The organism is Serratia sp. 201 (genome assembly GCF_037027545.1).
Lineage (GTDB): Bacteria > Pseudomonadota > Gammaproteobacteria > Enterobacterales > Enterobacteriaceae > Serratia > Serratia bockelmannii.
Genome location: NZ_JAXCHC010000002.1, coordinates 464,693 through 489,195, shown reverse-complemented (window position 1 = coordinate 489,195; position 24,503 = coordinate 464,693). Strand labels below are relative to the sequence as shown.

Sequence of the window (24,503 nt, the reverse complement as noted above, 5' to 3'; positions counted from 1 at the left end):
TAGGGGCACCATACGGACAGGTAAAACACCACATGAACCAAAGTCTGCTTGTAACTAAACGCGATGGCCGTAAAGAGCGCATCAATCTCGACAAAATCCACCGGGTCATCGATTGGGCCGCTGAGGGATTACACAACGTCTCGGTTTCTCAAGTAGAGTTGCGTTCACACATTCAGTTTTATGACGGCATCAAAACCGCCGACATTCACGAAACCATCATCAAGGCCGCAGCTGACCTGATCTCCCGCGATGCGCCGGACTATCAGTACCTGGCCGCTCGCCTGGCGATCTTCCACCTGCGTAAAAAGGCTTACGGCCAGTTTGAGCCACCGAAGCTGCACGCCCACGTCACTCGCATGGTCGAGATGGGCAAATACGATAAGCATCTGCTGGAAGACTACAGCGCTGAAGAGTTCGAGCAGATGGATTCCTTTATCGATCATTGGCGCGACATGAACTTCTCTTATGCCGCCGTCAAGCAGCTGGAAGGCAAATACCTGGTGCAGAACCGCGTCAGCGGCGAAATCTACGAAAGCGCCCAGTTCCTGTATTTGCTGGTGTCTGCGTGCCTGTTCTCCAACTACCCGCGTGAAACCCGTCTGGACTACGTCAAACGTTTCTACGATGCGATTTCCACCTTCAAGATTTCGCTGCCTACGCCGATCATGTCCGGCGTGCGCACCCCAACCCGCCAGTTCAGCTCCTGCGTGCTGATCGAGTGCGGCGACAGCCTGGACTCCATCAACGCCACCTCCAGCGCCATTGTGAAATACGTTTCGCAGCGCGCCGGCATCGGCATCAACGCCGGCCGCATCCGCGCGCTGGGCAGCCCGATCCGTGGCGGTGAAGCTTTCCATACTGGCTGCATTCCGTTCTACAAACACTTCCAGACCGCCGTCAAATCCTGCTCACAGGGCGGCGTGCGCGGTGGCGCGGCAACGCTGTTCTACCCGATGTGGCACCTGGAAGTAGAAAGCCTGCTGGTGTTGAAAAACAACCGTGGCGTTGAAGGCAACCGCGTGCGTCACATGGACTACGGCGTGCAGTTGAACCGCCTGATGTACCAGCGTCTGATCAAGGGCGAAGACATCACCCTGTTCAGCCCGTCCGACGTGCCGGGGCTGTACGACGCGTTCTTCGCCGATCAGGACGAATTCGAGCGCCTGTACACCCAGTATGAGAAAGATGACAGCATTCGCCAGAAACGCGTGAAAGCGGTTGAGCTGTTCTCGCTGATGATGCAAGAACGTGCCTCTACCGGCCGTATCTACATCCAGAACGTCGACCACTGCAACACCCACAGCCCGTTCGATCCGCAGATCGCGCCGGTGCGTCAGTCCAACCTGTGCTTGGAAATCGCCCTGCCGACCAAGCCGCTGGAAGACGTCAACGATGAAAACGGCGAGATCGCGCTGTGTACCCTGTCTGCCTTCAACCTGGGCGCGATCGACAGCCTGGACGACCTGGAAGAGCTGGCGACCCTGGCGGTGCGTTCACTCGACGCTCTGCTGGATTATCAGGATTACCCGATCAAGGCTGCGCACCGTGGCGCGATGGGTCGCCGCACCCTGGGCATCGGCGTCATCAACTTCGCTTATTACCTGGCGAAGAACGGCGTACGCTATTCCGACGGCAGCGCCAACAACCTGACCCACAAAACGTTCGAAGCCATTCAGTACTACCTGCTGAAAGCCTCCAACCGTCTGGCTCAGGAACAAGGCGCTTGCCCGTGGTTCAACGAAACCACTTATTCGCAGGGCATCCTGCCGATCGACACCTACAAGAAAGACCTGGATGCGATCTGCAGCGAGCCGCTGCACTACGACTGGGAAACCCTGCGTAAAGAGATCCAGGAAACCGGCCTGCGCAACTCGACGCTGTCCGCCCTGATGCCATCGGAAACCTCTTCGCAGATTTCCAACGCCACCAACGGCATCGAGCCGCCGCGCGGCCACATCAGCATCAAGGCGTCGAAAGACGGCATCCTGCGCCAGGTGGTGCCGGAGTATGAGCGTCTGAAAGACAACTACGAGCTGCTGTGGGAAATGCCGAGCAACGACGGCTATCTGCAGCTGGTTGGGCTGATGCAGAAATTCATCGACCAATCGATCTCGGCCAACACCAACTACGATCCGACCCGCTTCCCGGGCGGCAAGGTGCCGATGAAGCAGCTGTTGAAAGACCTGCTCACCACCTACAAGTTCGGCGTGAAAACGCTGTACTACCAAAACACCCGCGACGGTGCGGAAGACGCCCAGGAAGATTTGCAGCCTGCCAAGGCCGGCGATGACGACTGCGAAAGCGGCGCCTGCAAGATCTAAAGTTTGACCTAGCGGGCCGGAATTTTCCGGCCCCTTCATTTAGCCACGTTACGATGGATTCAGGCTTATGGCTTACACCACTTTTTCTCAGACCAAAAACGACCAGCTGCAAGAGCCGATGTTCTTCGGCCAGTCGGTAAACGTTGCGCGTTTCGACCAGCAAAAGCATGAAATCTTCGAAAAGCTGATCGAAAAACAGCTCTCCTTCTTCTGGCGCCCGGAAGAAGTTGACGTTTCCCGCGACCGTATCGATTACCAGGCGCTGCCGGAGCACGAGAAGCACATCTTCATCAGCAACCTGAAATATCAGACGCTGCTGGACTCCATCCAGGGCCGCAGCCCGAACGTCGCCCTGCTGCCGCTGATCTCGATCCCTGAGTTGGAAACCTGGGTGGAAACCTGGTCGTTCTCCGAGACCATCCACTCCCGTTCCTACACTCACATCATCCGCAACATCGTCAACGATCCGGCGTTAGTGTTCGACGACATCGTCACCAATGAAGAGATCAAGAAGCGCGCGAAAGACATTTCCGGCTACTACGACGATCTGATCGAGATGACCAGCTACTATCACCTGCTGGGTGAAGGCACCCACCAGGTGAACGGTAAAACCGTCACCGTCAATCTGCGCGCGCTGAAGAAGCAGCTGTACCTGTGCCTGATGAGCGTGAACGCGCTGGAAGCGATCCGCTTCTACGTCAGCTTTGCCTGCTCCTTCGCGTTCGCCGAGCGCGAACTGATGGAAGGCAACGCCAAGATCATCAAGCTGATCGCCCGCGACGAAGCGCTGCACCTGACCGGCACCCAGCACATGCTGAACCTGATGCGTTCCGGCGCCGACGATCCGGAAATGGCGGAGATCGCCGAGGAATGTCAACAGCAGTGCTACGATCTGTTCGTGCTGGCCGCCCAGCAGGAGAAAGAGTGGGCGGAATACCTGTTCCGCGACGGCTCGATGATTGGCCTGAACAAAGACATCCTGTGCCAGTATGTGGAATACATCACCAATATCCGCATGCAGGCGGTCGGCCTTGGTCTGCCGTTCGAAACCCGCTCCAACCCGATCCCATGGATCAATGCCTGGTTGGTGTCCGACAACGTGCAGGTAGCGCCGCAGGAAGTGGAAGTGAGCTCCTACCTGGTTGGCCAGATCGACTCGGAGATCAACGCCGACGACCTGAGCGACTTCGAACTGTAAGCGATGGCGACGCCAATCGTAACGCTGCGCGCCGCCGGCACGCAGCTCTCCTGCCCCAACAGTGAAAACTGTCTGCTCGACGTGCTGGAACTGCACGACGTGCAGGTGGAGTATCAGTGCCGATCCGGCTATTGCGGTGCCTGCCGCCTGAAGCTGGTGAAAGGTGAAGTGACCTACCGCCAGCAGCCGCTGGCGTTTATCAACGCCGGCGAGATCCTGCCCTGCTGCTGCATGCCGCTGACGGATATCGAGCTGGAAATGTAAAGTCGGGTGCCGGAAACCGCGCCTGGAGACCAGAAGGCGGGGTTGCCCCCGCCCTATGATTACCGCTTCACCTCACACGCCAACCTGATCAGGATAGTGATATTTTCCTGGTAGATTTTCAGCTCGCACAGCGAGTCTCTTATCATCCAGATAAATAACAAAACCGTAATACATACAACTGTTAGCGAGTGAAACACATGCCTTAAGCGCATGCTTGCCTCCTTGCTGTGAAGGGGCTACCATAACGGTGTCTAGGCATTAGGGCAGCCCCATTCTGATTGAGAGTCAGTTTGGGGCTTTCATCTATCCGCCTTGTCACACAATGCCCAAGACGAACAGTCTCAAGCACCCGTCAAGAGAGTAACAGCATTCTCTCGCCGCGAATATCCCCTATAACCTTATGATTAATTAGGGATATATAACTATCCTCAAAGTATTTCGCTTAGCGCCCCTTTCCCGCCGATGCGGAAAAATAACGTGCCGGAGAATCGCCAAAGGCTTTGCGAAACATGGCGATAAAATTACTCGGCGAGGCATACCCCAGCGTTTCCGCTATCTGCAGCACCGTCTCGCCTTCGGCCAGCTTCGCTAACGCATACGACAACCGGGCCTGCTGGCGCCACTGTGCAAAACTCAACCCCGTCTCGCCGATCATCAGCCGCCGCAGGGTACGCGGCGACATCGCCCCCCATTCAGCCCACGCCTCCAGCGAACGCTCGCTCCCCGGCTGCGCCAGCAAGGCCTGCAGAACGCCGGCCAGGCGCGGATGGGACGACATCGGCAAATGCAGTGGTTCCGTCGGCGCCAAACGTATCTCGTCCCGCATCACCTGCGCCATGCGATCCTGCTCCAGGGTGAGCGCGCTGCGCTTGTCCCAGCCTTCTGCTCGCTGAGCCAGCGCCTGCAGCACGGCGCTAATGCCGATGACGCAGGGTACATTCGACAGATCGTGGCAGGCCTCCGGCGCCAGCAGCAAACTCCAGCCGCTCAGTGCGCCGCAGACCTGCACCCGGTGCTCCGTCGCCGGTGGGATCCAACCCGCCCGCTGAGGCGGAAGCACCCAATCGCCCTGCGCCGTGCGTACATGCAACAAGCCGCTTTCGACGCACAGCAACTGCCCGCGCACATGCTGATGCCAGTCGTATTCGCGCGTGCCCAACCGATACTCCCGGCCTGCCGCGTCGCGGCCGCCAAGGGCGATCAGCCAGGCGCCCGCCCGCCATTCGCTGCAGTCAGCGTCAGTGAAGTGAGGGTTATCGTTCACATTGGCCACTTATCACTATTTTTAGTCCAGATACCGTTATATCAACCTTTTCCTGCGCCGACATAATGAAATGCTTCCGGCCGCTCCCGTTTGTGGCCACTGACTCACGAGGGAACATGATGACAACACCCAGCATTGGCATTATCGGCGCCGGGCCCGGCGGTCTGTGTCTGGCTCAGGGGCTGAGCCGCTTCGGCATCCACGCCACGGTGTTTGAACGCGACACCACGCCGCAAGCGCGCGATCAGGGCTACCGGCTGCGCATCGATCCGTCTGGCCAGCAGGCGCTGGCCGCCTGCCTGCCGCCGGCGCACTACCGGTTGCTCTGCGCCGGCAGCGCGCAAAACAGCGGCGAGAGCAATCTATGGGATCCGCAGCTTGCCCCGCTCACCGGCCGGCGCCCCGAGCACTGGTTGCCGTCCAGCCAGCGCCAAACGCAAGAACCGAGCGGCGATCTCGGCATTCATCGCCAAACGCTGCGCGAGATCCTGCTTGCCGGCCTGCAAGACCGGGTGCGTTTCGGCCATACCTTGCGTGAATTTGCACAAACGCCGCAGGGCGTGGAGCTACAGTTCGCCAACGGCGAGCAAGTGCGAGTCGATGTGCTGATCGCCGCCGACGGCGTCAACTCGCTGGTGCGGCGGCGCTGCCTGCCCGAGGCGGGGCCCGAAGACAGCGGCGCGGTCACCCTCTACGGCAAAACACCGCTCGATGCGGCAACCCGGGCCCAATTGGCCCCTGAGCTGCTGAACGGCGTATCGGTGATCTTCGCCGACGGCGTATCGCTGGTGATTGAACCGATGCGCTTTCAGGCGCCCATGGCGCAGCTGGCGGCCGACTACGCGCCCGATTGCCGCCTCACGCCGGTCGACGATTATCTCTATTGGGCCTGTATCGGATCGGCTGAACGGCTCGGCGGGCCGACACGGGCGAAGGGAAGCGCAACGCTGCAGGCGCGTGTACGGCATATCTCGCAGGGATGGGCGCCCGCCTTGCAAACGGCGTTAGCGCTGGCGGATCCCCTGTCGCTCAGCGTGCGGACGGTGCAGGTCACGAAGGCGATGCCGGTGTGGCACAGCGAACGCATCGCCTTTCTCGGGGACGCCGTGCACGCCATGAGCCCAGCGGGCGGGCTTGGCGCCAACACCGCGCTGGCGGACGCCGCCAGCCTGGCGACGCATCTGGCGCAAGCCGGCAGCGCCGCGCAGGCGCTCAGGGACTACGGTCTGGAACTGCACGTGCGGGGTGCCGCGGCGATACGCCTGTCACGGCTGGCGTCCGAACGGCTGCAGCAAAGCCGTGACGCCGGCAACTCGGCGCCATGACCGTCACTCGATAATATCCACCACTTCCAGCCAGGCGTTTTTACCGCACGCCTGGCCCCCATTCAGCCAACGGCGCAGCATATCCAGCGCCAGCATCGCCACCGACTCCTGACGCAGCCGCAGACCGTGGCGCGACGCGCGATAACGCACGGTCTGCCCAATGCCGCCGCGCGGCGTGTGCAGTGCAATGCTCACCTGCTCATCGCGCATGGCGCTGACCGCCAACACCAACGGCGCACCGGTCAATTCCGCCAGCGAGCGGGCGCGGGCCAGCGTCGTTTCCAGCGTTTCGATGCAGTGCGCCGGCAGCAGCTCGCCACCCGCCAGCGGCGCCCCTTCGCTCTGCAGCTGCAGATTGATCAACCCGCCGCTGAATTGCTCGCTCAACGCCAGCTTCAGCCCTTGCTGACTCAGCCGCTGCGTCAACAACGCCGGCAACCCGACGGTGCCTTCAAAAATGCAGTTGTCCCCCGCCACTTCGCGCACGCGCCGCCATGCCTGCTCCATTTCCGCACGCCGGCTTTCCGGCCCGGTCAGCTTCAGTTCGATAATCGGGCTGGATGAGCGGTAACCCAGCACCACTTCCGGCGGCAGCGGCATGCCATCCAGCTCGGCGGCCAGATCGCTCTCGGAAGTGCCGAACGTCGTCAGGCGCAGGCATAGCGGCGGCGCCGGTAAGGTGAAGCGCTGGCGCAGGCGCGGCACGATCTGCTGTTCGACCATCACTTTGAATTCCGACGGTACACCGGGAGTGAAGAACATCAGGCATTGGTTCAGCTGCAATGCGAAACCGCAGGCGGTGCCCACCGGATTATCCAGCATTTCCGCGTTGGCCGGGATCTGCGCCTGCTTGCGATTGGAAGGAGCCATCGGCCGCCCACGCTCGGTGAAATAGGCTTCCATGCGCGCCAGCCAGTCGGCCCGTTCGACCAGCTCTACGCCACAGGCTTTCGCCGCGGCCAGCGCGCTGAGATCGTCGCTGGTCGGCCCCAGGCCGCCGTTGACGATCAGCACATCGGCGATATGGCTTCGTTCCTGCAGGATCTCGATCAACGCAGAGAGGCTGTCTCCGACCGTTTCACGCCCGCTCATCGGCAGCCCCTGCTGGAACAGGTAGTCCGCCAGCCAGGCGGCGTTGGTATCAATAATTTGCCCGTGCAGCACCTCATCGCCGGTACTGAGCATCTCTACCCTTAACATTGATCTCTCCCACATTTTTTGGTCATTCCACTATAGAAGCCCGTAAATAACTTTTCACTAGCCGCCTGCGGATAATTTCAGCCATGGGTCCGTTTCTCATGTGCGATGCAGGCCTGCGAGATGTAAACATTAATGTACATCATGCGTAACGTCGGTTTGACACAAATTAGGGCTTCCACTATCCTGCCATCCTCATAAATCGTTACCTATAATTTTCAAAATCTTTCGGCTGGTAGAGAAAAAACGTGAAGAATCGCACTCTTGGCAGTGTTTTTATCGTGGCGGGCACCACCATTGGCGCCGGGATGCTGGCGATGCCGCTGGCGGCGGCCGGCGTCGGTTTCGGCGTCACGCTGGCCTTACTGGTCGGGCTGTGGCTGTTGATGTGTTACACCGCGCTGTTACTGGTGGAGGTTTACCAGCATGAGCAGGCGGATACCGGTCTGGGCACGCTCGCCAAACGTTATCTCGGCGGCGGCGGCCAGTGGCTGACCAGCTTTAGCATGATGTTCCTGATGTACGCCCTCACCGCCGCCTATATCAGCGGCGCCGGCGAACTGCTCGCCACCAGCATCAGCCAATGGACGTCGCAGGACTTCCCGGTGTCGCTCGGCGTCCTGCTGTTCACCCTGGTGGCCGGCGGCGTGGTGTGCATCGGCACCCACTCGGTCGACTTGTTCAACCGCATCCTGTTCAGCGCGAAAGTGGTGTTCCTGGTGGTGATGCTCGGCCTGATGTTGCCGAATATCCACCAGACCAATCTGATGACGTTGCCGCTGGAGCAAGGCCTGGCGCTGTCGGCCATTCCAGTGATCTTCACCTCTTTCGGCTTCCACGGCAGCGTGCCGAGCATCGTCAACTACATGGGCGGCAACATTCGCAAACTGCGTTGGGTGTTTATCATCGGCAGCGCGATCCCACTGATCGCCTATATCTTCTGGCAGCTGGCGACGTTGGGCAGCATCAGCTCCGACACCTTCGTCGGCATCCTGGCTCAGCAGGCCGGGCTAAACGGCCTGTTGCAGGCGGTGCGTGATGCAGTAGCTTCACCGCACGTTGAACTGGCGGTGCACCTGTTCGCAGATCTGGCGCTGGCGACCTCGTTCCTCGGCGTCGCGCTCGGGCTGTTCGATTTCCTGGCTGACCTGTTCAAGCGTCAAGATAACGTGCGTGGCCGCCTGCAAACCGGCGCCATCACCTTCCTGCCGCCGCTGGCCTTCGCGCTATTCTACCCGCGCGGTTTCGTGCTGGCGCTGGGTTTCGCCGCCATCGCCCTGTCGGTGCTGGCGCTGCTGCTGCCTTCGCTGCTGGTGTGGAAAACTCGCCAAAAGCATCAGGCACAATATCGCGTCTGGGGCGGCACCCCTGCGCTGGCGTTGGTGTTTGTCTGCGGGGTAACGGTGATCGCCATTCAACTGGGCATCGCCAGCGGCATGCTGCCGGCGGTCGGGTAAGCGCCGAAAGACAAGAAATGATAGAGAGAAAGGGGCCGCAATGGCCCCTTTTTTCGCAGCCTTAGAAGCTCAGGCCGACACCGACATAAGGGCCATCGGCCAGGGTGTTGTCGCGACGCCCGTCTTTGCCTTCCATCTGCATGTAACGGTAGCCCACGTCCACGCTCAGCGGACGGAACTTCCAGCGCAGGCCGCCGCTGGCTTCGTTATAGGCCTTCACGCCGCTGGTGAAAGAGTCAGGCGCAAAGTAACCTTCGCCGTGCAGGCTGAAGTAGCGGTTAATTTCCCACTCCAGGCCGCCGCCCAGCGCGACCGCCCCGCCGCTCTTCCCGTCTTTCGGACTGAGGTACAGCGCTTTGGCGCCTACGGTCGCCGTCAACGGCCCCAGCGGCACACCGAAGTTCAACCCCACGCTGCCGACGTTGCCGTCGTGGTCGCTGCGCGCCCAGTTGCCGGTCAAGCCCAGACCTGAAGAGCCGGTGCTCATGCCAACGCCCAGGTTGGTGTAGTGTTGCCCGGCTTCGCCCGACACGCTGATGGCGTTCGCCGCACCGGTCACCAACAGCAATCCTGCCGCGCACGCGACCCAAGTCTTTTTCATCATCTTTCCCTCTGGTTTGTCATCCGTACCGAATGATCGAATCAACGCATAATAATAACGTCATGAGTCTATACCAAAGCGCAATGAGTATTTAAGGGATAAAAGCGAAAAAATTCTTCAATAATCAAATAAATGTAAAAATTTGCAAACAAAAATCCATATTCGTCAAGGCGATGCCAACGATAACCGAGACCTATTTGCCGTCGCTCGGCAATAGGGCTACAACTAGTAGTGGCTTTGACCAAGGTCAGGGGAAGAAGCCCCGCCAAAGGACTATGCTGATGAACGCTTAAACCGCCCGAGTCTTTACTTAACTGCACTACGATAAGGAGCAAGTGATGAGCAAGAAAGGACTGACCACCGCAGCCGGCGCCCCGGTTGTCGATAACAATAACGTGATCACCGCAGGCAAACGCGGCCCGATGCTGTTGCAGGACGTGTGGTTCCTGGAAAAACTGGCCCACTTCGACCGTGAAGTCATCCCCGAACGCCGCATGCACGCCAAGGGTTCCGGCGCCTACGGCACCTTTACCGTCACCCATGACATCACCCGCTACACGCGCGCCAAGATCTTCTCCGAAATCGGTAAGCAGACCGACATGTTTATCCGCTTCTCCACCGTCGCCGGTGAGCGCGGCGCGGCCGACGCCGAGCGCGACATTCGCGGTTTCGCCATGAAGTTCTATACCGAAGAAGGCAACTGGGATTTGGTGGGTAACGATACGCCGGTGTTCTATCTGCGCGATCCGCTGAAATTCCCCGATCTCAACCACGTGGTGAAACGCGATCCGCATACCAACCTGCGCAACCCAGTCTACAAGTGGGACTTCTTCTCCCACCTGCCGGAGTCGCTGCACCAGCTGACCATCGACTTCAGCGATCGCGGCATTCCGAAATCCTACCGTCACATGCACGGTTTCGGCAGCCACACCTTCAGCTTTATCAATGCCGCCAACGAACGTTTCTGGGTGAAATTCCACTTCCGCTGCGAGCAAGGCATTGAAAACCTGATGGATGAAGAAGCGGAAGCGATCATCGCCAAGGATCGCGAAAGCTCACAGCGCGATCTGTTCGATGCGATCAAACGCGGCGACTTCCCGCGCTGGAAGCTGCAGATCCAGATCATGCCGGAGCATGAAGCCTCGCAGACGCCATACAACCCGTTCGACCTAACCAAGGTGTGGCCGCACGGCGACTACCCGCTGATCGACGTCGGCTATTTCGAGCTGAACCGCAACCCCGACAACTACTTCTCAGAGGTTGAGCAGGTGGCGATGAACCCCGCCAACGTGGTGCCGGGCATCAGTTTCTCGCCGGATAAAATGCTGCAGGGCCGCCTGTTCTCCTATGGCGATGCGCACCGCTACCGCCTGGGCGTCAACCACCACCAGATCCCGGTGAACGGCGCCAAATGCCCGTTCCACAACTACCATCGCGACGGCGCGATGCGCGTGGACGGCAACAGCGGCAACGGCGCCACCTACGAACCGAACAGCTTCGGCCTGTTCCAGGAGCAGCCGGACTTCAGCGAGCCGCCGCTGAGCATTGAGGGCGCGGCCGACCACTGGAATCATCGTGAAGACGACGATTACTACAGCCAGCCGCGCGCGCTGTTCAACCTGCTGAGCGCCGAAGAGCACCAGCGCATGTTCACCCGCATCGCCGGCGAACTGTCGCAGGTGCCGGAACACATCCAGCGCCGTCAGGTCGAGCTGTTCACCAAGGTGCACCCCGACTACGGCGCCGGCGTCGCCAAGGCGTTGGGGCTGAAATAATCCCCCTGCATCATTCACTCAGCCGCCCTTACGGGCGGCTTTTTTATGCCTCAGAGAGACGCTGCGCCACCCACCGCTGCAACTGGCGGCGTGAAATCTTGATGCCACCGTTTTTCAGCTCGTCAGGCAGCGGGAGCAACGCCGCCGGGCGTTGGAAATTGGCCAGCTTATCCTGCGACCAGGCAAGCAACGCCGCCAACGACAGCGACGGATCGCCATCGATTACCGCCACCGGCCGCTGGCCGAACTCGGCGTCCGCCACCGGCACCACAAACGCCTGCGATATCTGCGGGTGCGCCGCCAGCACGCGTTCGATATCTTCCGGCTGCACCCCTTCGCCGCCACTGAAAAACAGGTTGTCCAGCCGGCCGAGAATTCGCAGTTCCCCCTCAGCCATCACGCCGCGATCGCGGGTCGGGAACCAGCCCTGTTCATCGGCCAACGGCTGCAGATGGCCATGACGCCAGTAGCCAAGCGCCAGGCTGTCGGCGCGGATCCAGACCTCTTCATCCACCAGTTTTACTTCGCGACCATCGAGCGGCAGGCCGACGCCCGGCCGCGCATCGGCGCGCTTGGCGCACACCGTGGAGGCCAGTTCGGTCAGCCCGTAGCCGCACCAGCAGCGGATCCCCGCCGCCTCCGCCCGCTCGGTCAGTTCCACCGGGATCATCGCGCCGCCGAGCAGCACCGCCTTCAGCGTCATGTCCGCCAGCGGTTGCGCTAGCAGCCGCCACAGCTGGGTCGGCACCAACGAGGCATGCGTGCATCCCGCCAACGCCTCGTTCAGCGGGTGCATCTCGCGCACCGCCAACCGGGCGCCCGCCGCCAGCCAGCGCCAGACGATACCCTGGCCGGAGACGTGAAACAGCGGCAATGACAGCAGCCAGCAATCCTCGCGCTGAAACGCCATCAGCTCCAACACCCCGGCGGCGCTGGCCAGATGGTTGGCATAGCTGTGTGCGGCCGCTTTCGGCATGCCGCTGGAACCGGAGGTCAACGTCAGCGTCGCCAGACGCTGCGCATCCCACGTCGGCAGGTCTGGCCAACGCGGCTCGGTCGACGGCGGGGTCAATCGAATCACGTCTTCCGGCAGCGCCGGCAACGAGTCCGGGCCGAAGACAAAGGTCATATCCAATTCCGGCAACAGCTGCGCCAGCAGCGGCGTCGGCAAGGCGGGATTGAGCGGCAACAGGCGTGCGCCGCACTGCAACAGCGCCAGATAGGCCAGCAGCAGTGGATAGCTGTTTTTACCGCACAGCGCCACACCGCAGCCCGGTTCAACGCCCTGATGCTGGAAATCCGCCGCCAGCTCATCCACCTGGCTCTGCAACGCCAGCCAGCTCAGCGGTTGTTCGCCGAGCATCAGCGCCGTCGCCTGCGGCTGAGTGCGCGCCCAGTGTCGCCACGGCCAATCGTTCAACGGCGCCATAGGCACTCCAGCGCCGAGACATCCAGCAGCGGCAACGCGCTGCCCGGCCACGGGCGCAGCACCTGCGCCTGCATCAACCCCAGCGTGTCCAGGCCCGGCACGGTATCCGGCGTCAGCCAATGGGCGATGCGCGCCAGTTGAGTCAACCCCAGGCTGGATTCGAGGCTGGAGCTGATCACCGCCGTCAGGCCCGCCGCGTGCGCCTGCGCCACCAGCGTCTGGCAACGCGCCAGGCTGCCGACCAGCGTCGGCTTGATCACGATGGCCGCCACGCCCGGCTCGGCCTGCACCACAAAGTCCGCCTCCCGCACGCTCTCATCCCAGGCGATGGCGATACCGGTCGCCCGGGCGAAGTCGCGCGATTCATCACGGGTCTTGCAGGGCTCTTCCAGGAAAGAGATACGATCGCGCCATGCCGGGTTAACATACCTGGCGAAGCCGTCGGCCTTGGCGCGGGTCCAGCTGCGGTTGGCGTCCAGCCGCAGCCGCAGATCCGGCAACGCCTCCAGCAACACGTTGACGATCATGCCGTCCCGCACCGCCTCATACAGCCCCACCTTCACCTTGGCGACTTTCTCGCCCGGCAAAGCGCTCAATGTCTCGAACAGCTCATCCGGATCGCCGGTGCACAGCGGCGCCTTGCGAAAATCCGCCTGCATCGGCAAACGCTGCTCCAGCTCGGCCTGCGCACAGCTGAGCCCAAAGGCCACCGAGGGCAGCGCGCTGTGCTCCGGTTCGTTGCCCGCCAACCAGGCCTGCAGCCAGCCCAACGCGGCCTGTTCGGCCTGCGCCGGCGTTTCCCGGCTGAATTCCGGCAGCGGCGCGATTTCTCCCCAACCTTCACGCTCGCCCTGACACAGCTGCACCACCCATCCGTCACGCGTTTTCAACCGTTGATTGCGCAGCACCACGCCCGCCTCCATCGGCAGGCTGTAACGGTATAGCGCCGCGCTGCGGTTTGCCCCGTTCATTACGGGTTACGCTTGAATTTGCTGAAGTCCGGTTGGCGCTTCTCGTTGAACGCGTTGCGCCCTTCCTGCCCTTCGTCGGTCATGTAGAACAGCATGGTGGCGTTGCCCGCCAGCTCCTGCAAACCGGCCTGGCCGTCGCAGTCGGCATTCAGCGCCGCCTTCAGACAGCGCAGTGCCATCGGGCTGTTCTGCAGCATTTCGCGGCACCAGCGCACCGTCTCTTTTTCCAGTTCGGCCAGCGGCACCACGGTATTGACCAGGCCCATGTCCAGCGCGGCGGCGGCGTCGTACTGGCGGCACAGGAACCAGATTTCGCGCGCCTTCTTCTGGCCGACGATGCGCGCCATGTAAGACGCGCCCCAGCCGCCGTCGAACGAGCCCACTTTCGGACCGGTCTGGCCGAAGATGGCGTTATCCGCCGCGATGGTCAGATCGCACATCATGTGCAGCACGTGGCCGCCGCCGATCGAATAGCCGGCCACCATCGCCACCACCGGCTTCGGGCAGGTGCGGATCTGGCGTTGGAAGTCCAGCACGTTGAGGTGGTGTACGCCGCTGTCGTCGCGATAGCCGCCGTAGTCGCCGCGCACTTTCTGATCGCCGCCGGAGCAGAAGGCCTTATCGCCGGCGCCGGTCAGAATAATGACGCCGATGCCGTCGTCGTAACGGGCGTTGGCCAGCGCGTCGATCATCTCTTTGACCGTTTGCGGGCGGAACGCGTTGCGCACCTGCGGCCGGTTAATGGTGATTTTGGCGATGCCGTCGGCGGATTTGTGATACAGGATGTCTTCGAAATCGCCGGTGCAATCCTGCCAGGCGATAGCGGCATACAGGTGTTCTTCATTCGGATAAAGCATGTTCGGTTCCTTTAACCAGGGTTAACGAGAAATGTCTGCAGCTCGGCGACGAAATCCTGCGGATTGGCCAGATGCGCGTTGTGGCCGGCCTGCGGCACGATGCGCAACGGCAACCCGGCGTCGCGCGCCAGCCGTTGAAATTTGGGGTCGTTCTCACCGCACAGCACCCGCAGCGGCACGGTCAGTTGGCGCAGCTGCGGCGCCAGATAAGGCTGCCGCCCGAGCGAGGTGGCTTCGAGCATGTCGGCAATCGCCGGGCCGCTGTTGACCGAACGCGCGGCGATCAACGCCTGGCGGTGCACATGGCTAAGCTCTTTGAACACCGGCTGCTGATACCAGTCAGCCAAGACTTCGGCAATCAGCTCACTGCGAAAACGCGCCGCCCATCGCGCATCCTGCTCGCAACGATCGCGGCGCTGTTGTTCGTCCTCCAGCCCCGGATTGCCGCCCTCGACGATCACCCCTTGCAGGCCGTCATGGCGGCCGTGGCAAGCGTGATACATGGCGATGCGCCCGCCGAGCGAGTAGCCCACCAACCAATAACGTTCAATATTGCGCAGTTGCAGGGTCGCGGCGATTTGCGCGCTGATGTCGTCGAAGCCGCGGCAGCCCACCGCCACGGAATCGCCGTGGCCGGGCAGATCGATGGCCAGCGACGGCCATTCCGGGCAGCGCGCGGCGATCACCCGCCATTCATTGTTGTTGCCGAGCAGGCCGTGCAGCCACACCAGCCACGGACGCCCCGCTTCGCCCTGTTGCAAAATTCGCGTCGCCAGCATCATTGCACCGCCATCTGTTGTACCAGGTATTGCAGGCTTTCGGCCCCTTCACTCGGCGACACCTGCAGTTCTATCAGCGTGGCGCCGCCGCGCCGCCAGCCTTGCTCAACCGCCTGTTGCAGCTGGCTCCAGTTCTCCGGCCGCGCGTAGTCAAGCTGGAACATCGCCGCCGCATGGCTGAACTCAACGTTCTGCGGCATGCAGTAAAAGCGCTGACGATCTTCTTCGGGCGTCGGCAGCAGCGAGAAAATTTGGCCGCCGTTGTTATTGACGACGATCAGCACCGTCGGCGCCGAGCAGTGGCGCAGCAGCGCCAGCGCATTGAGGTCATACAGTGCGGAAAGGTCGCCCACCACCGCCAACGTTGGCCTGGCGGTGGCACGTTGTACGCCGGCGGCGGTGGAAATCAGACCGTCGATACCGCTGGCGCCACGGTTGCTGAATACCGGGTAAGCGACGGGCAATGGCGTTAACGCGTCGATCAGTCGCACCACCAGGCTGTTGCCGAGAAACAGCTGGCCGTTCTCCGGCAACAGTTCCGGCAGGCGGTGCGCCAGCTGCGCTTCGCCAAAGTTATCGTACAGATGCGTGGACGCCGCCGTCAGCGCCTTATCCGCCAGCGCAGCCAGCCCGGCGGCCCACGGCGCGCGCGGTTGCGCCGGATGCTGCGCCAACCACTGCGCCACGCCGGCGCGCAGGCGCCGCCCCCGGTGCTGGGCCGGATCGAGCCGCCCCGGCAGCTCGTCGATGACCCAATACTCTTCCGGCCGGCACTGCGCCTGCCACTGCAGCAGGCGTTTGCCGGTCAAGCTGCCGCCGAACTGCACCACCAGCTGCGCGTCTTGCAACAGGCGCTGCGCCTGCGGATGCGCGAGCCATAAATCGGCACAGGGCAGCGGTTGCCCGGTCTGCGACAGTACATCGCCGATCAGTGGCCAACCCAGCGTTTCGGCCCATTCCGCCACCTGTGCGCCCTCTTGTGCGCTCATGCGGCCGGCGAGCACCACGCCGCGCTTTTGTCGCCAGAAAAACCAGTCCGGCTGCGGCAATGGCACTGCATGCGTCTCGCTTTCCTGCAGCCACGGACGATCGCTCTGCCACCAGTCGCCCAGCGCGGCGGACCATTCGGCATAGTGACGCTCATCGCCGCCGTACAGCGGTTCGGCGAACGGGCAGTTGATATGCAAAGCGCCATGCTGCAAGCGCGCCATCGCGTTGTCGACGCTGGAGGCCAGCCACGCGGCCGGAATATCCGGCGTAGGACGCGGCAGATCGATCGCCAGCGTCGGGTGGCTGCTGTAGAGGCCATTTTGACGGATCGCCTGATTGGCGCCGCAGTCGATCAGTTCCGGCGGCCGATCGGCGGTGAGAAACACCAGCCGTTCACCGGTCAGGCCGGCTTCGATTAAAGCCGGGTAAAGGTTCGCCGCCGCGGTGCCGGACGTGACGATCACCGCCACCGGCTCACGCGCCGCCTTCGCCAGCCCGAGTGCCAGATGACCGAGCCCGCGCTCATCAAAATGGGTATGGCAGATAAACGATCGGTTGGCCGCGGCGGCCAGCGTCAGCGGCGTGGAGCGCGATCCCGGAGCGATACAAACATGCCGCACCCCATGGCGGGCCAGCGCCTCGAGCAGCACAGCCGCCCACCGGCGATTAAAAACACTTGTCGACATAGTTCGCTCACAAGTCAGTTAGCAGAGATCGTCTCCGACGCAGCCGACAGACGCCGCGCCTGTAGTTACGCTCTGTATTATATGAGGTGTTATTTTCACGGCTTTTGCGCCAGCGCAAGAACGCCGTATATCCCTGGGTGTTTACACCAGATAATTATTTGATTTAGAACAAAAAACAAACAATAAATACACAAACACTTTACACTTGCGGCGGCGTCGGCTCAATCCGTCCATATAAAAACAAGGGAAATAGGGGTGCTCCAACGGCGGCTAGCGGGAAGTATAGGCAGGATAAGGAAAAGCTTTCGGTAAAACGGCGGAATGAACAACACAGTCTGAAGAAAAACACGGGGCGGCCTGCGCCGCCCCGATGGCATGGTTTATTTGCGAGCCAGCAACAATCCCAGCACCAGCCCGACGGTGGCGCCGATGCCCACGCTGTGCCAGGGTTTGTCCCGCACGTAGTCGTCGGTGCGGTGCACCGCTTCTTTGGCGCGCGCATAGTAAGATTCGCCGGTGTTCGCCCAGCGCGCCTTGACCTCACTCAGCGCCTGCTCGGCGTGCGACTTGATGTCGATGTAGGCCTGATCCGCGCGATCGCCGGTGTATTGCAGCACTTCTTCCAGCGTCTCGGTCAGCATTCTCAGATCGTCATCCAGCGTAGTTTGCTCAGCATCCGTATGTCTTGCCATCGTGAGATCTCCGTGGTTGAAAAATTAAGCGTTCCTACACTATAGACAAGGATCGCCGCCTGCGGCCATCGGACTTTTACCCTAAAACACCAATTGCACCTTGGCAGCCTGGCGTTTATCGCCGGCAAACGTCAGCGCCTGCGCCAACTGCCCGCTGGCGAATTCCGCCGACAGCAACGGCAGCGGATCGATCACGCCGTCGGCCAGCCAGGCCACCGCCAACGCGAACTCCGCCACGAAGCGGAACGATCCAAGCAGATTCAGTTCCTTGGCAATCAACAACATCAGCGGAAAATCGGGGAAGCTACCGCCCATGCCCACCTGCACCACAGTGCCTTTGGCGCGGGTGATCTCCAGACAGCGCTGCAGCGACTGCGGGTGCCCCGCCACTTCAAAGGCGACCTCAAAATACCCCTTGTCCTGCAGATAATCGCTAAAATCGTCGTCCGCGGCATGCAGGCACCGATCGGCCCCCATTTGCCTCGCGATCGCCAGGCAGCGCGGACTGAGATCGGCGCAGACAATCTCGGCGGCGCCCAGCGCTTTCAGCGCCGCCACCAGCAGGCAGCCGATCGGGCCAACGCCGGACACGAAAATCTTTTTCCCCGTCACATCGCCGGGCTGCTTCGCCGCGTGGACAGCCACCGCCAGCGGTTCGGCGAACACCATTACCCTGTCGTCGCGATCGGCAGCGTAAGGAATGCACTGCGCGCTATCCACCACTTTGTATTGGGTAAAAGCGCCGTCGACGTGCGGAAAATACATCGCGCTGCCGAAAAAGCGCATCTCGACGCATTGATTGCTTTGCTGCGCCAGACAGTATTTGCACTGCCCGCAGGGTTTGCTGGGATTGAGCGCCACCTTCTGCCCGACCGGCAGCTGCGGCGAATCGCTGGCGACCACCTCACCGATCACCTCATGGCCCAGCACCATCGGCTGACGCACCTGAAAATTGCCGACCTTGCCTTCCTGGAAGTAATGCAGATCCGAGCCGCAGATGCCGCCGCGGCTGATTTTTACCAGCGTTCCCTGCCCCCGATAATCCACTTCTTGCGCGATCACCGCCACGTCTCGCTTGCCATTGACCACGCAGGACTGGGTTTGAATTTTCATCTCCAGACTCCACGAAAAAAGATTACACCGCCGCAGACATGCCGCCATCGACAAACAGCAACTGCCCGTTGACGAAGGCGGAGGCGTCGGCGGCCAGGAACACCGCCGCGCCGATCAACTCCTGAGGATCGCCCCAGCGCGCGGCAGGCGTGCGTTGGGTCAGCCAGGCGGTGAAGGCCGGATCGTCGGCCAGCGCCTGCGTCATCTCGGTTTTGAAGTAGCCGGGGGCGATGCCGTTGACCTGAATGTTGTAGCGCGCCAGCTCCACGCACATGCCGCGCGTCAGCATTTTCACCGCGCCCTTGGACGCCGCATAAGGGGTAATGGTGTCCCGCCCCAGCTCGCTTTGCATCGAACCGATATTGATTATCTTGCCGCGCCGGCGCGGCACCATATAACGCGCTACGGTCTGCGACACGATGAAGACCGCCTTCTGGTTGACGGCGATGATGTCGTCCCAGTCTTGCTCCGGAAATTCGGTGAACGGGTGGCGGCGCTGGATACCGGCGTTGTTGATCAAGACGTCTATCGCGCCGATGTCCGCTTCGATACGGTCGATGGCGGCATGCACCGCCTGGGAGTCGGTGACGTCGAACGCCGCCGCATCGGCGCGCAGCCCCTCTTCACGCAGGCGATCGGCGGCGTGCCGGGCATGTTCTTCGGTGGTGGCATTGATCAGAATATGCGCGCCTTGCTGTGCCAGGCCGCGCGCCAGCAGAAAACCAATGCCGCGCGAGGCACCAGTGATTAAGACGGTTTTGTTATCCAGAGAAAACAGGTTGTGCATGGTGATTCCCGGCCTTCAGGCCTCCAATCGGACAGACCTCTATCTCAGCCGATTGTTACCGGTAAAAACGTGATGGGAATCACTGAAAATAATGTTACGAAACCCTGTTACTTTTAACGTGATCTCACGCAATCCCTACAGGAAGAGTCAATACCTATCCCTTTTAAAATAGACAATTTTCAACAGCGTTACCGTCCTGGTTATCAGGAGATACTGCCGCACAGCGGCGCGGCAGCAACTCACTCGGCGGCACCGTTTGAGCCGGCATTCGGGTCCATCGGCGGCGTAGCGCGGGCTTTATCGCTGCGTGCCGCCCACCACAGACCGCTGTTTTTCATCGCATAGCCGAACAGCAGGCCCACCAGCAGGGAAAGCGTCACCAGCGGCCAATCGCCGCCGCCGGCGAAGGTCGCACAGGCGCCGATAAAGGTGCCGGGTACGAATCCCAGCCACTGCTGTTTAGCCTGAATGCACATCAGGAACGCCACGATGCCGGTCAGCAGATACCCCAGCAGATTCCACTGCGGCGCCAGTTCGCTGCCGTGGATGATCGCCATTGCCCAGAAGACGCCGCTGCAGCAGGTCAACGCGCCGATCAACAGCCCTTTCAGTCCGCCCTGCGGGCAGGCGAAATACGCCGTGCAGCCGAGAAAGCCGGCCCAACCGATCAGGCCCAAACTGACGGCAACCCATCCCCAAACACCGGACAGGATCCCGGTGGTGACGGCAATGGCGAAAAGAACGTTCATAAAGTGACCTGCAGCAAAAAGAAAGCGCGCAGTTTACCCGAAAACAGGCCAATTTATGCGATTAAAATCACACTATAAATGTAATTAAAGAATCATTAATTATAAAAAATAGATATTCATCACAAAGCAATTAGCGAGGGAACCCCACCCGGGACGTCTTCCATGCCAACAACAGGCACACCACGGTGCTGCCCAGGAACAGCAAATGGGTTGCCTGATTCAGATCGACGCGATCGACCACCACGCCCAGCAAGATCGGCACCCAGTTGGCGATATAAGCGATAACGTAAAACAGCGAAAGCAAGCGCGCATGGCTGGTCGGCGGCGAAATCAGGTTCACCAGGGTCGCGCTGCCGACGAAAATGGCGCCATAAGCATAGCCGGCCACCACCAGCCCCACCGCCGCCAGCCCAAGAGAATGCCACTGGATCGCCATGGTGAACACCACTGCCGCCAGCACCTGCGCCAGGCAACCGAACAACAGCGAATGACGGGCGTTAACGCGGCGGCTCAGGATCTGGCTGATACCGGCGATCAGCAGATACACCGCAATCGCATAGCCAAAGACGCCACGAGCGTGCAGGCCTAACAGCGTTTCCGCCACGCCGGGGCCGATTGCCAAAATACTGGCGGCCAGCGCCCAACAGATAAATAAAGCCCCTGCACACACAAAGAATTTACCGCCGGTGGCGCGCAAGCCATCGAGCAGCGAGCTTTTTTCTGTCTCGGCCGACGTAACATGGCTCGGCGCCGTAACCACGCCACGCGGCCACGAGAACATCACGCCCAATGCAGCCACGGCGGCCATGACCATGATGAAAACAAATGGCAGCGTCGTGGGATGGAAACCGGTCTGCAAGGCGATGCCGCTGAAGATCGGGCCCAGCGCCAATCCGGTGGTGAATGACAGCGTCGCGATCAACGCCGCATTTTTGCCGCCGTCGCGCGGCCCAAACCGCACCAACGCGATGTTCGCCGCGCCGGTTAGCGCCCCGGTGCCCACCCCGGCCAACAGCCGCGCCATCAGCATCATGGCAAAGGTATCAGCCCGCGCGAACAGCAGGGCGCCGCTCAACACCACCAGCAATGCCGGCACGATCATGCTGCGTAAATCCTTTACTTTGCCGGCCAGATTGCCGACGCCGAACAAAGAGATCAGCACGCCGGCGGCATAGGCGCCGTAGATGACGGTCAGACTGACCGAGCTTAGCGTAAGCTGCTGCTGATACAGCGGATAAAGCGGCGTCGGCGCGCTGCTGTTCAGCAATGCCGACATCAAAGCCAGCGCCAGGAACAATAAAATTGTCCTGCCCGACGCCTGAGCATTTTGCGGCGCCGCAATCTGGCTGGCGGTATTTTCTGACATGTTTCAACTCCCAAAGACGGCAGACGGCGGCCTGCCGTCGACATTTTCCTCACCCGGCCTGCCGGGAACGGCGCTTATCATAGCGTTCCGGCAACGGGCGAAGTATCGTCAAGAATGAATCACCCTGATGCATTCTTGCATCACCGGAGAAATAACCGCCGATGTGCAGCCCGCTAACCGTCTTTCTCTCCCCCCGGGCAGAACAACGCTTTATGATAGAAACCGTTATTGTTCGCCTGGCTCGGCCTGTGCCCCACGGCGCCGACAAATCTGCAGAGAGGAAATGGCATGATGAATTGGGACGACGCGCGCTTCTTTTTGGCCGTCGCACGCTGTGGCACGCTACGCAAAGCCGCCAACCAGCTGCATGTCGATCAGGCGACCGTCGGTCGACGGCTCTCCGCTTTCGAAGACGCTCTCGGTTCCAAGCTGTTTATCCGCACGCCGAAATCCTTCGCCCTCAGCCCGTTGGGGGAAGAAATGCTGGCGGACGTGATGAAGATGGAGAATGCGGTGCAGGCGATCAACCGCAAAGCCGCCAGCGGCGATGACAGCCTGCACGGCCACGTGAGCATCGCCACCACCGATACCCTGGCCGAAGCCTTCGTGATACCCGCGCTGCAAGATCTGCGGGAACGCTATCCGGCCATCACCGTCACGCTGTTGACGGCACTGAACATCGCCGATATCTCTTATCACGGCGCGGATCTGGCGATCCGCGGTGCACGCCCCGATGACGATGAACTGATCATCAAGCGGCTGGCCACCATCGAGATGGGCCTGTACGCCAGCCCGCACTATCTGGCTCGGCGAGGTATGCCGGTCAAAGGCGAGCAGCTGCGCGGTCACGATCTGCTGATGTTCCCGCGCGAGCTGGTGCCGCGCCACTGGAACAATTTCTGCGGCGAAGCCCTGCACGAGCCCAACGTCGTGCTGCAATGCAATTCACAGCTGCTGCTGCGCTCCGCCACTCGCAGCGGGCTAGGCATCGGCCTGCTCTCCGCGTTTCTGGCGGATAAAGACCCGGAGCTGGTGCGCCTGTTGCCAGAGAATAAAGACTGGGTGGATATCTGGCTGGTGCTGCATCCCGATTTGCAGCGTGCCGCCCGCGTGCGCGCGGTGGTGCAGGCGCTGGAAACGTCGTTTAGCGCCCATTACGGCTAAGTGCCGTTTCTCCATAAAAAAAGGCCGCCGAAGCGACCTTTTTACCGTCTGAAGCGTTATCAGAACGTCGGCTGCGCCATCTGCACCAGCGAAATCAGCGGCTGCGGATAAACCCCCAACAGCAGCACCAGCGCGGCTGAGATCAGCACCACGACGCCACCGGCGGTCAACGCCCAGTTGTTCGGGGTGTCGCGCTGCAGCGATTCCGGCGCGCTGAGGAACAGGCTGACAGTCACGCGCAGGTAGTAGTACAGGCCAATGGCGCTGCCTACCACGACTGCGCCGGTCAGCCACCACAGGTGTGCGCTGACGCCCATCGCGATCACGAAGAACTTACCGATAAAGCCCAGCGTCATCGGGATACCGGCCAGCGACAGCATCATCACCGTCATTACCGCGGACAAGATTGGCTTATGCCAGAACAGACCACGGTAAGAGAACAGCGAATCCGCATCCGGGCCGCGGTACGGGCTGGACATCAGGCTGACCACGCCGAAGGCGCCCAGGCTGCTGAACAGGTAACCGGCCAGGTAAACGCCGGCGGTTTCCAGCGACAGCTGATGGGTTTGCACCGCAATCAGCGCCACCAGCAGGTAGCCCAGGTGAGCGATCGACGAGTAGCCCAGCAGACGCTTGATGTTGGTCTGGCTGATGGCCATCAGGTTACCGAACAAGATAGAGCAGAACGCGATGATCGACAGCACCAGACGCAGCGCTTCGTTGTCGGCGGCCGGGGCATACAGGAACAGACGCATCACGACCGCGAAGATCGCAATCTTGCTGGCGGTTGCCAGGAAGGTCGAGACCGGCGCAGGCGCGCCCTGATACACGTCCGGCGTCCACAGTTGGAACGGCACCAGCGACAGCTTGAAGCCCAGACCGACGATCATCATGCCCATACCGGCCAGGATCAGCGGCTGGTGCATCATGTTTTCCTGCAGGCTCTTGCCGAGGCCGGCCAGCGACAGATCGCCGGATTCAGCGTACAGCAGCGCCATGCCGAACAGCAGGAACGACGACGCGGCGGCGGACAGCAGCATGTACTTGATGGCGGCTTCCAGCGGGCGCTTCTGACGATAGGCATAACCCACCAGGCCGAACAGCGGCAGCGAGATCAGCTCGATACCGATGAACAGCGAAGCCAGATGGTTGGCGCTCGCCAGCAGGATGCCGCCCATGGCGGCGATCAGCACCAGCAGGTAGAACTCTTCGCGGTTATCCGGATAGCCGACCAGCCACGGATAGGCGAAGGTGCAGGTCGCCAGACTCGCCAGCAGCACCAGCCCGGTGTAGAACATCGAGTAACCGTCAACCCGCAGCAGCGGGGTGACGTCCATTGGGCCTGCCTGGCCGACAAAGTACAGCGAAAGCAGCGCCAGGTTGAGACCGATCACGGTCAGGGTGGCGTTGATAAAGTGGTCGCGTCGCCACGCAATGCCTAGCATCACAACCACCACCGTCAATCCGACGATCAACAGCGGCAGCAGTGCGATCAGTTGTTGAGGAGTTATTGTCATG

General features: G+C 61.2%; 22 protein-coding genes. 7 read left to right on the top strand and 15 right to left on the bottom strand.

Features of this window, described 5'->3' with window-relative positions; all coding sequences use genetic code 11:
* Positions 1 to 32 precede the first annotated feature (32 nt).
* From nrdA to yfaE, 3 genes are all read left to right on the top strand, one after another.
* Positions 33 to 2,321 (top strand): class 1a ribonucleoside-diphosphate reductase subunit alpha, encoded by a 2,289-nt coding sequence (gene nrdA, locus WA302_RS10625; RefSeq protein ID WP_025303641.1) that lies wholly within the window; start codon positions 33 to 35, stop codon positions 2,319 to 2,321.
* A gap of 67 nt (positions 2,322 to 2,388) precedes the next feature.
* The gene (nrdB, locus tag WA302_RS10620; RefSeq protein WP_019453694.1) at positions 2,389 to 3,519 is read left to right on the top strand and encodes a class Ia ribonucleoside-diphosphate reductase subunit beta; all 1,131 of its coding nucleotides are present in this window, start codon (positions 2,389 to 2,391) and stop codon (positions 3,517 to 3,519) included.
* A 3-nt stretch (positions 3,520 to 3,522) separates the two neighbouring features.
* The gene (gene yfaE / locus WA302_RS10615; protein ID WP_025303642.1) at positions 3,523 to 3,783 is read left to right on the top strand and encodes a class I ribonucleotide reductase maintenance protein YfaE; all 261 of its coding nucleotides are present in this window, start codon (positions 3,523 to 3,525) and stop codon (positions 3,781 to 3,783) included.
* Positions 3,784 to 3,842: 59 nt separating this feature from the next.
* Here yfaE and WA302_RS10610 read toward each other — a convergent pair whose 3' ends face one another.
* Positions 3,843 to 3,995, bottom strand: a complete 153-nt coding sequence (locus WA302_RS10610) for a Hok/Gef family protein (protein ID WP_004935921.1) — start codon at positions 3,993 to 3,995, stop codon at positions 3,843 to 3,845.
* A gap of 230 nt (positions 3,996 to 4,225) precedes the next feature.
* Positions 4,226 to 5,047: an AraC family transcriptional regulator gene (locus WA302_RS10605; RefSeq protein ID WP_049203756.1), complete on the bottom strand. Its 822-nt coding sequence runs from the start codon at positions 5,045 to 5,047 to the stop codon at positions 4,226 to 4,228.
* Between the two features lie 116 nt (positions 5,048 to 5,163).
* Between WA302_RS10605 and WA302_RS10600 the strand changes: the two genes are divergently transcribed.
* Positions 5,164 to 6,372 (top strand): FAD-dependent oxidoreductase, encoded by a 1,209-nt coding sequence (locus WA302_RS10600; protein WP_239532916.1) that lies wholly within the window; start codon positions 5,164 to 5,166, stop codon positions 6,370 to 6,372.
* A 3-nt stretch (positions 6,373 to 6,375) separates the two neighbouring features.
* Here WA302_RS10600 and WA302_RS10595 read toward each other — a convergent pair whose 3' ends face one another.
* Positions 6,376 to 7,572 (bottom strand): nicotinamide mononucleotide deamidase-related protein YfaY, encoded by a 1,197-nt coding sequence (locus WA302_RS10595; RefSeq protein WP_148123612.1) that lies wholly within the window; start codon positions 7,570 to 7,572, stop codon positions 6,376 to 6,378.
* A 245-nt stretch (positions 7,573 to 7,817) separates the two neighbouring features.
* Between WA302_RS10595 and tyrP the strand changes: the two genes are divergently transcribed.
* A complete protein-coding gene (gene tyrP / locus WA302_RS10590; protein WP_004935940.1) occupies positions 7,818 to 9,026 on the top strand; it encodes a tyrosine transporter TyrP in 1,209 nt (402 codons plus the stop codon).
* Between the two features lie 61 nt (positions 9,027 to 9,087).
* Here the strand turns inward: tyrP and WA302_RS10585 are convergent, their stop codons facing one another.
* Positions 9,088 to 9,627 (bottom strand): YfaZ family outer membrane protein, encoded by a 540-nt coding sequence (locus WA302_RS10585; RefSeq protein WP_025303646.1) that lies wholly within the window; start codon positions 9,625 to 9,627, stop codon positions 9,088 to 9,090.
* 338 nt (positions 9,628 to 9,965) lie between these two features.
* On the opposite strand from WA302_RS10585, the gene katA reads away from it, so the two are divergent.
* The gene (gene katA / locus WA302_RS10580) at positions 9,966 to 11,402 is read left to right on the top strand and encodes a catalase KatA (protein WP_025303647.1); all 1,437 of its coding nucleotides are present in this window, start codon (positions 9,966 to 9,968) and stop codon (positions 11,400 to 11,402) included.
* 43 nt (positions 11,403 to 11,445) lie between these two features.
* On the opposite strand, the gene menE is transcribed toward katA, so the two are convergent.
* The 10 genes from menE to WA302_RS10530 form a co-directional block, all read right to left on the bottom strand.
* Positions 11,446 to 12,831 carry an o-succinylbenzoate--CoA ligase gene (menE, locus tag WA302_RS10575; RefSeq protein ID WP_089196107.1) on the bottom strand — a complete coding sequence of 462 codons (1,386 nt, stop codon included), beginning with the start codon at positions 12,829 to 12,831 and terminating at the stop codon, positions 11,446 to 11,448.
* On the bottom strand, positions 12,819 to 13,802 hold the full coding sequence (menC, locus tag WA302_RS10570; protein ID WP_049207305.1) for an o-succinylbenzoate synthase: 984 nt from the start codon (positions 13,800 to 13,802) through the stop codon (positions 12,819 to 12,821). Before menC ends, menE begins: the two co-directional genes overlap by 13 nt.
* Positions 13,802 to 14,659: a 1,4-dihydroxy-2-naphthoyl-CoA synthase gene (gene menB, locus WA302_RS10565; RefSeq protein WP_043136531.1), complete on the bottom strand. Its 858-nt coding sequence runs from the start codon at positions 14,657 to 14,659 to the stop codon at positions 13,802 to 13,804. Before menB ends, menC begins: the two co-directional genes overlap by 1 nt.
* An 11-nt stretch (positions 14,660 to 14,670) precedes the next feature.
* A complete protein-coding gene (gene menH, locus WA302_RS10560) occupies positions 14,671 to 15,441 on the bottom strand; it encodes a 2-succinyl-6-hydroxy-2,4-cyclohexadiene-1-carboxylate synthase (protein WP_043136534.1) in 771 nt (256 codons plus the stop codon).
* Positions 15,438 to 17,114, bottom strand: coding sequence for a 2-succinyl-5-enolpyruvyl-6-hydroxy-3-cyclohexene-1-carboxylic-acid synthase (gene menD, locus WA302_RS10555; protein ID WP_148123614.1), 1,677 nt, complete (start codon positions 17,112 to 17,114; stop codon positions 15,438 to 15,440). Before menD ends, menH begins: the two co-directional genes overlap by 4 nt.
* Before the next feature lie 380 nt (positions 17,115 to 17,494).
* Positions 17,495 to 17,806 (bottom strand): stress response protein ElaB, encoded by a 312-nt coding sequence (gene elaB / locus WA302_RS10550; RefSeq protein ID WP_025303653.1) that lies wholly within the window; start codon positions 17,804 to 17,806, stop codon positions 17,495 to 17,497.
* An 81-nt stretch (positions 17,807 to 17,887) separates the two neighbouring features.
* On the bottom strand, positions 17,888 to 18,919 hold the full coding sequence (gene idnD, locus WA302_RS10545; RefSeq protein WP_148123615.1) for an L-idonate 5-dehydrogenase: 1,032 nt from the start codon (positions 18,917 to 18,919) through the stop codon (positions 17,888 to 17,890).
* A 22-nt stretch (positions 18,920 to 18,941) separates the two neighbouring features.
* Entirely contained in the window at positions 18,942 to 19,706 is a 765-nt protein-coding gene (idnO, locus tag WA302_RS10540) for a gluconate 5-dehydrogenase (protein WP_025303655.1), read from the bottom strand.
* A 239-nt stretch (positions 19,707 to 19,945) separates the two neighbouring features.
* Positions 19,946 to 20,455 (bottom strand): DUF1097 domain-containing protein, encoded by a 510-nt coding sequence (locus tag WA302_RS10535; RefSeq protein WP_025303656.1) that lies wholly within the window; start codon positions 20,453 to 20,455, stop codon positions 19,946 to 19,948.
* 130 nt (positions 20,456 to 20,585) lie between these two features.
* On the bottom strand, positions 20,586 to 21,821 hold the full coding sequence (locus tag WA302_RS10530) for an MFS transporter (RefSeq protein ID WP_049203678.1): 1,236 nt from the start codon (positions 21,819 to 21,821) through the stop codon (positions 20,586 to 20,588).
* 288 nt (positions 21,822 to 22,109) lie between these two features.
* Here WA302_RS10530 and WA302_RS10525 point away from each other — a divergent pair, with 288 nt between their 5' ends.
* On the top strand, positions 22,110 to 22,985 hold the full coding sequence (locus tag WA302_RS10525; protein ID WP_025303658.1) for a LysR family transcriptional regulator: 876 nt from the start codon (positions 22,110 to 22,112) through the stop codon (positions 22,983 to 22,985).
* Positions 22,986 to 23,044: 59 nt separating this feature from the next.
* Here WA302_RS10525 and nuoN read toward each other — a convergent pair whose 3' ends face one another.
* Entirely contained in the window at positions 23,045 to 24,502 is a 1,458-nt protein-coding gene (gene nuoN, locus WA302_RS10520; protein WP_025303659.1) for an NADH-quinone oxidoreductase subunit NuoN, read from the bottom strand.
* Between the last annotated feature and the right edge of the window lies 1 nt (position 24,503).

Excerpts from the sequence above, each read along its gene's own strand:
- nrdB (WP_019453694.1), top strand. The coding sequence starts at position 2,389 with ATGGCTTACACCACTTTTTCTCAGACCAAAAACGACCAGCTGCAAGAG.
- WA302_RS10585 (WP_025303646.1), bottom strand. The coding sequence starts at position 9,627 with ATGAAAAAGACTTGGGTCGCGTGCGCGGCAGGATTGCTGTTGGTGACC.
- nrdA (WP_025303641.1), top strand. The coding sequence starts at position 33 with ATGAACCAAAGTCTGCTTGTAACTAAACGCGATGGCCGTAAAGAGCGC.
- menE (WP_089196107.1), bottom strand. The coding sequence starts at position 12,831 with ATGGCGCCGTTGAACGATTGGCCGTGGCGACACTGGGCGCGCACTCAG.
- idnO (WP_025303655.1), bottom strand. The coding sequence starts at position 19,706 with ATGCACAACCTGTTTTCTCTGGATAACAAAACCGTCTTAATCACTGGT.
- WA302_RS10610 (WP_004935921.1), bottom strand. The coding sequence starts at position 3,995 with ATGCGCTTAAGGCATGTGTTTCACTCGCTAACAGTTGTATGTATTACG.
- WA302_RS10600 (WP_239532916.1), top strand. The coding sequence starts at position 5,164 with ATGATGACAACACCCAGCATTGGCATTATCGGCGCCGGGCCCGGCGGT.
- menB (WP_043136531.1), bottom strand. The coding sequence starts at position 14,659 with ATGCTTTATCCGAATGAAGAACACCTGTATGCCGCTATCGCCTGGCAG.
- menH (WP_043136534.1), bottom strand. The coding sequence starts at position 15,441 with ATGATGCTGGCGACGCGAATTTTGCAACAGGGCGAAGCGGGGCGTCCG.
- WA302_RS10525 (WP_025303658.1), top strand. The coding sequence starts at position 22,110 with ATGATGAATTGGGACGACGCGCGCTTCTTTTTGGCCGTCGCACGCTGT.
- WA302_RS10595 (WP_148123612.1), bottom strand. The coding sequence starts at position 7,572 with ATGTTAAGGGTAGAGATGCTCAGTACCGGCGATGAGGTGCTGCACGGG.
- elaB (WP_025303653.1), bottom strand. The coding sequence starts at position 17,806 with ATGGCAAGACATACGGATGCTGAGCAAACTACGCTGGATGACGATCTG.
- WA302_RS10535 (WP_025303656.1), bottom strand. The coding sequence starts at position 20,455 with ATGAACGTTCTTTTCGCCATTGCCGTCACCACCGGGATCCTGTCCGGT.
- menD (WP_148123614.1), bottom strand. The coding sequence starts at position 17,114 with ATGTCGACAAGTGTTTTTAATCGCCGGTGGGCGGCTGTGCTGCTCGAG.
- yfaE (WP_025303642.1), top strand. The coding sequence starts at position 3,523 with ATGGCGACGCCAATCGTAACGCTGCGCGCCGCCGGCACGCAGCTCTCC.
- menC (WP_049207305.1), bottom strand. The coding sequence starts at position 13,802 with ATGAACGGGGCAAACCGCAGCGCGGCGCTATACCGTTACAGCCTGCCG.
- nuoN (WP_025303659.1), bottom strand. The coding sequence starts at position 24,502 with ATGACAATAACTCCTCAACAACTGATCGCACTGCTGCCGCTGTTGATC.
- WA302_RS10530 (WP_049203678.1), bottom strand. The coding sequence starts at position 21,821 with ATGTCAGAAAATACCGCCAGCCAGATTGCGGCGCCGCAAAATGCTCAG.
- katA (WP_025303647.1), top strand. The coding sequence starts at position 9,966 with ATGAGCAAGAAAGGACTGACCACCGCAGCCGGCGCCCCGGTTGTCGAT.
- idnD (WP_148123615.1), bottom strand. The coding sequence starts at position 18,919 with ATGAAAATTCAAACCCAGTCCTGCGTGGTCAATGGCAAGCGAGACGTG.